The sequence below is a fragment of the Bacillus sp. NTK071 genome (genome assembly GCF_017303315.1).
GTDB lineage: Bacteria > Bacillota > Bacilli > Bacillales > Guptibacillaceae > Guptibacillus.
Genome location: NZ_JAFKOI010000032.1, coordinates 1 through 6,208 on the forward strand (window position 1 = coordinate 1; position 6,208 = coordinate 6,208).

At 33.9% G+C, this 6,208-nt stretch carries 5 protein-coding genes and 1 other annotated feature; all 5 genes read left to right on the forward strand.

What is annotated here, in order from left to right:
- Positions 1-237 precede the first annotated feature (237 nt).
- Positions 238-711, forward strand: a complete 474-nt coding sequence (locus tag JI666_RS20745; protein WP_206894984.1) for a GNAT family N-acetyltransferase — start codon at positions 238-240, stop codon at positions 709-711.
- Positions 712-939: 228 nt separating this feature from the next.
- A complete protein-coding gene (locus JI666_RS20750; RefSeq protein ID WP_286171006.1) occupies positions 940-1,761 on the forward strand; it encodes a DUF2268 domain-containing putative Zn-dependent protease in 822 nt (273 codons plus the stop codon).
- Between the two features lie 1,095 nt (positions 1,762-2,856).
- Positions 2,857-3,078: a binding site (T-box leader), on the forward strand.
- Between the two features lie 44 nt (positions 3,079-3,122).
- Positions 3,123-4,037: a Nif3-like dinuclear metal center hexameric protein gene (locus JI666_RS20755; RefSeq protein WP_206894985.1), complete on the forward strand. Its 915-nt coding sequence runs from the start codon at positions 3,123-3,125 to the stop codon at positions 4,035-4,037.
- A gap of 74 nt (positions 4,038-4,111) precedes the next feature.
- The gene (locus JI666_RS20760) at positions 4,112-4,945 is read left to right on the forward strand and encodes an aminoglycoside 6-adenylyltransferase (RefSeq protein ID WP_206894986.1); all 834 of its coding nucleotides are present in this window, start codon (positions 4,112-4,114) and stop codon (positions 4,943-4,945) included.
- A gap of 154 nt (positions 4,946-5,099) precedes the next feature.
- Positions 5,100-5,924 (forward strand): DUF4037 domain-containing protein, encoded by an 825-nt coding sequence (locus tag JI666_RS20765; protein WP_206894987.1) that lies wholly within the window; start codon positions 5,100-5,102, stop codon positions 5,922-5,924.
- Positions 5,925-6,208 lie beyond the last annotated feature (284 nt).

Below are 6,208 nucleotides of genomic sequence, written 5' to 3' on the forward strand. Positions count from 1 at the left end.
AGAAAATTGGTATAGAGCAAATACAAAAATAAAGGGACAAAAAGAGTTCTTAATTATGGATCCAGATGGATATCTATTAAGGTTTGTTCAAGATTTGGGGGAGAAAAATATAAAGGAAAATGATTAAAAGTACAATAGCCCTCCTCCATAATCTCGGAGCAAGAGTTGAATAAGGTTACCCAGACCTTCAGCTCAATCTTTATCCTTTAATATTAAAAAAACTAAGGGGAGTTATCGATGGAAATCGAAGTGAGAGAAGCAAAATTAGACGATTTTGAAAAGATCAAACCAATACATAAAGAGGTTCACGATCTCCACACAAAAGGTAGACCTGATAAGTATAATCCTACTAAGAGTACATTGGATAAGGACTATTACAAAGGTTTAGTTGAAAGCAAAGAAAGTAGAGTTTATGTAATAGAACATACAGGTGAAGTCATTGCTTTTACATTTTTAAGTAAACAGGAGACACCTGACCGTGAAACAATTGTAAAGAATGAATATGTATTTATGGAGGATTTTGGTGTTAACAAACACTTCAGAGAAAATGGTCTGGGTAAGATGTTGTTTAATAAGGCACTAGAATTTACAAAAGAAATTGGGGCTAACAGTTTAGAACTTGGTGTCTGGGAGTTTAATGAGACTGCTATTAAGTTTTATGAATCTATGGGAATGAAAACACAAGCGAGGAAAATGGAATATAAATTATGATTAAAAATGACTTCGATCTTCAACAATCTCGGAGCAATACTGTAATACCATAGCAGCGTAAACGGTAAAGATTGTCTTCATCAAACGGACGTAATTCCACAGTAGGGAATTACGTCTTTTCTTTTAAGAAAAAGGTTGAGTAAGTGATAGGGTTTTGAAATAATTGGAATTAAGAAATGGGTAATTTAACGGAATAGAGAGTTGTGGTTGTGAAAGGAGGGGCAACAAATGGTACGAAGAGATAGTCTAGTTAGAAATAAAGATAGACTTGCCGATATGGAGAAATTTATTTCAGTAGTGAAATCGAACCCTAATGAAAATAGGAAAGAGATTTTCTTGGATATTTTCAAATTTGATGAAGAAGAGTTTGAAATGATGATGTTCTTCGGAATGTTTAATTTAAACAATGACATTGTCTCACTTGAAGAACAATTGACCAATATGAGATTGCTTGATTTTGAAAACTTTATAAAAGAAGAATTGGAGCTTTTGCATAAAGAGTACCAGTCAAATAGGACTGTAGAATTTGAGTTGTTCATTTTAGATGAGAATGATGATTTTGTTATATCCAAACTTAATGGAGTATCGGCTTTTACGGATTGGAATGGAAGGATGTGTTTTGCAATTCTTCCAGAAGAAAATGTACGTTCAACAATTAAATCTGTCGTAACTCACGAATATCATCATCATTGGCGTATCAGTGCACTAGGTCTGAAAGAAGATGGAGAAACTTTACTTGACCGAATGGTTTTAGAAGGATTAGCAGAGCATTTTGTGATGGTAAGATTAGGGGACGAATATCTTGGGCCATATAAGGATGCTTTATCTGAAACGCAAGCTAAAACCATATGGGAAAGCACTTATAGGAAACATATAAATGATAAGGGTACTACAACTGATATATATATGTTCGGTAGTGATGATATGGATGTACCTTTTTGGGGCGGCTACTCCATAGGGTTCTACTTAATAAAGTGGTTCTTAAATAAAAACAAAGATCTATCTATAAAGGATTTAACATTAGTACCTAGCAACAAGTTTATAGAATAATGTTATTCCATTAAATCGGAGCGTTTGTGCAATAAAAAGCAAGCGTCCAATGTAGGAATGGAGGTAAGTATTAATGGTGAGGCAAGGACTAGGAATATCTATGGTCATATTAGGGGCGATTGTAATGATTATAAACATTTCTTTTCTTAGGACAAATGACTATTATGATGTTATACGTGGACTATCCTTTGTCGTGTTTATGGTAGGAATATTTCTGATTCCTAGATACTCAAAAGCAAAGAGAAACATGTGATTTAAATATAATTCAGTTATAGACTTAAAAGTTGAATTTGCGAAATTACCTACATAAGTATTGAAGAAGGGTTCGTGTTATAAGAAACAGAATTTAATTTAAAACTCTATTTATTGGTGGGAGTAGTCTGCCATTATCTCGGAGCGATTCAAGAATAATCTTTGCCTGGAGGAACTACTTTGATTTTCTTTAAATCTATGACTAATAGACAAGTGATAAATTGGAAAAAGGGAGCGATCATTGGCTTTTATACCTATTTGATATTGTTATTTATAAACTACACTCACAATCTAATTTTTACAGGTGATTTCTTTTCATCGGCTATAATCTTTTGGTCGGGTTTAGTAGTTGCCTTTGGTTACGAGATTGTTTTAAATCTTAATGATAAAAGAAAAATGAGAAAGAACTTAGAATGAGCGAGAATGACGTATAGGATAAAAGCAATTGATGTTGCGTCTTCAATTAAATCGGAGCTTTTGTGTAATAACAGGTATAATCAGTAGTTCTTGTTAAATCAATAACGCGTGGAAAATTCATAATTCAGGGGAGAATTTCATATGGAGATAATCATTGGAATCGTAGTTATAGTAACGGTTATATCTATAGAGATACAGTTGAGAGGGATAAACAAAAATTTAAGTGAATTAGTAAAAATAAATAAAGATAAAAACGAATAACAACTAATTTCAAGCTTCTCTATAACATTCGATAACTAACCTCATATTAATGAGGAAAATCTTATCTTCAACAATCTCGGAGCAATTGCGGAACCACTTTATACATCCTACAAATTATATTTGACTAAATATGGTAATTGGCATATAGTTAATTAAAATTCAAAATATTTTGTGATGATAAGGATAAGAGTTTCTATTACCGGTTATCAGAGAGGGAAGCGATGGTGAGAACTTCCTAACGCTGCGTAGTCACTTACCACCTTTGAACTGTATGGATGAAAGGAATAGTAGTCTATACCGTCTGCGCGTTAAAGCAAACCGAAGCCATTATTGTTTTATGTAATGGGAATTTGGGTGGAACCACGAGATAACACACTCGTCCCTTTGTTAAAGGGACAGTGTGTTTTTATTTTTGTGAAGGGAGTAATCACATGGAAGAGTTGCTCAATGTCGTACAATCTTTGGACAATGAATTTGGAATAGAAAGGTTTGGAGTAGATCCTGCTTTTAGTAGGTTTATTCCTCAAGTCTACAATAACAAGGTGGATTGGAAAAACCTATTTGAACCTAAGTTTACTAAGTTATTCAATGGATTAATGATCAAAGGAAACGCCACAGTTCAAAATATATTTTTAGCCGTTTTCCCAACAAATGAAGTATTAGAGCAATTCATTGAGGGAGGAGAAGTTGGAGACATGCTGTTTATGCATCATCCCCTATTAATGGAATGTGGAGACCCAAATGGAAAGTGGGGACGAGGGTTTGTCCCAATTGATGAGTCTTTGTTAAATAAAATAGTAAGCAAGGGGTTATCAATATATACTTGCCATGCTCCCTTGGATTACCATAGAAAGCTCGGAACAAGTCAAGCCATTGCGGAAGAATTGCATGTGGATATTACTGAACGATTTATTCACAGTGAATTTCACGGAGATATAGGAATTATAGGAAACATAAAAACAACTGATACTGATGGTTTGATTAATCAACTCAAAAAGACATTCGAAATCCCTTATGTAGATTTTGAGGGGACTAAGAATACAGTGGAGAAAGTTGCTATTGTCGCAGGTTGTGGTGATAAAACGAAATGGATGCAATTCGCCGAAGATAATGGCGTAGACGCTTATATTTCTGGAGAAATTCATTGTCATATCGATAATGATTACGGAAGAAGCAGATTTCAAGAGGTTGAGAACTATGCAAAGCATACTAAAATGTCTTTAATCGGAGTATCACATTCAGCTTCCGAATATTTAGTTAAGAAAACTTTGTTGTATCAGTGGTTTGAAAATGAATTTGAGTTCAACAGTATAAACCTTATTCCCCAGAGTAAATGGTGGCTTTAGAAAGCTTGATCAACCTTTGTTGGCAAGGGGATTTATACAATTAATTGATAAATGAAAGGAAGCTGTTTTTATGTGTGGGATTTGAAACAAAACACAGCAAAAGGGATATAGAAATTCCGAAACATCGTCAAAATTTATTAGATGCCATTGAGCAAGATTTACTAAATGATGAAAATGTATTAGCTGTTTTTTACGGAGGATCAATAGGTAATCAAAATACAGATTTGTTTTCAGATATTGACCTTCGTGTAGTTGTAAAAGATGAAGTTTATGAAAAATATAGATTAAACAAAAAACAGAGAGCAATAAACTGGGGGAAGGTTTTATTTTTTGAGGATTTACCTTGGACTTCACACAGCGTCGCTCACTTCGATACTTTTGTTAAGGTGGATACTTTTTATTATAGAAAAGCAGATATCCAGCCATCCTTATGGCTTAAAAACATTAAAATTATCCATGATACAAGTGAATTAGTGAACGAGGTACAAAAAAAGTCAATGTCTTTATCCTATAAGCCTCAGGCTCAAGACATTGAGATATGGAGAAATAAGTTTTTCGCATACATTCACGAAGCGTATCGAAGAGCAATGAGAAATGAAATTTATTATGCTCTTCATTGTATAGATAATTTACGATTATCAATGACGACAGCTTGGTATATGGAGGAAGGAATACAGCCTAATACATTTGGGGATTGGTCAAAATTTGAAGGTGAAAGGAGCTACCTGTCTGGTTGGCAGTTATCACTTCTTGCAAGTTGGCATTGCAATAGAAAACCCAAAGAAATATTGAGAGTAATAAAAAGTGTGATTCCTGAATTTGTTAACGTTCATAAAAGCCTCTGTCGAAAATACGATATTGAAGAAAATCCTGGGTGGGTAAACGAGATATTAGATATGGTTAGGTAACTAACAAACCACCAGAAGTTCTGATGGTTTTGATTTTACTTGTTCAACAATCTCGGAGCGATTGTTGTACTAAAGATTGCTGAAAAAGCAGTAAAAAACTAGGTGAATTTTTTAGAATATACGATTGTCAAACGTAAAATTGTGGAGGTATAAAATGGATTTATTACAACAATCAATAGATATGGCAGCGGTGTATAAGGAAAACCCAAAGATAGAAGCCATCATTCTTGCTGGTTCAGTATCTAAAAACCTACAAGATGAACATTCAGATATTGAGTTACATATTTTATGGTCTAGCCCTCCAACAGATCAGGAGAGACGGTATCCCATTAAGCAAATTGATGGAACTATTCTATCGTATCATCCTTACGAAGATGAAGAGTGGTCGGAGGCTTACTTAAATCAGAATGGCATTAAGTTTGAAATTAGCAGCTTTTTGTTAGAATCAGTAGAACGCTTCATTTCCGATGTGGTGGAAAATTACGAAACTGATTATGACAAGCAATGTATCTTAGCTTCCATTCAGAGTGGTGTAGGTCTTTTTGGGAAAGAAAAAATCCATGAATTAAAAAATAGGGTTGCTACCTATCCGTTACAACTTTCTAAAAATATGATTTCTGAAAATCTTTGGATGAGTAATCGATGGAATAACCGCGAAGCACTTTTAAAACGTGAGGACAGGTTGATGCTATACGACGTTATATGTGGGGTGCAAAAGAATTTATTTGGAGTATTGTTTGGCCTAAATCAAATGTATGTTCATCATCCTGTTTTTAAATGGATGAAGAATAATATTGAACTAATGGAGATTAAACCAGAAAATCTCCATAATCGAATGAACGAAATATTGATAGGGGATCCAAGAAAAGGTGTAATAGAGTTAGAGGAATTAATTGAAGAGGTTATGAGATTGGTGAGAGAATACCATCCTGAATTGGATATAAGCGAACAAAAGAAAAATATAGGGTATGTTAAATAAGCATGAAATCTACCATGTAAACATAAACAAAGCATAACTAGGAAGTATTATATATCTTGAAATCGAGTCTTACACAATCTCGGAGCAATTCTTTAATAAAGCTTACCTAAATATGCAACATAAGGAACTTCAAAAACGGGAGAAAAAGCAGGCACCGGGTCTTTTCATCTCTATTTTTTCTTTTTTAGAAGACTAGGGCGATATGGTTGTAAAAAAAATAATTGGAGGAGTAAATGAGGGGTATAGAAAATAGGCTTGTGTATTTATTTACAGGAGAGTTATTT

Coding starts and splice junctions, on each gene's coding strand:
- JI666_RS20745 (WP_206894984.1), top strand. CDS start 238: ATGGAAATCGAAGTGAGAGAAGCAAAATTAGACGATTTTGAAAAGATC.
- JI666_RS20750 (WP_286171006.1), top strand. CDS start 940: ATGGTACGAAGAGATAGTCTAGTTAGAAATAAAGATAGACTTGCCGAT.
- JI666_RS20755 (WP_206894985.1), top strand. CDS start 3,123: ATGGAAGAGTTGCTCAATGTCGTACAATCTTTGGACAATGAATTTGGA.
- JI666_RS20765 (WP_206894987.1), top strand. CDS start 5,100: ATGGATTTATTACAACAATCAATAGATATGGCAGCGGTGTATAAGGAA.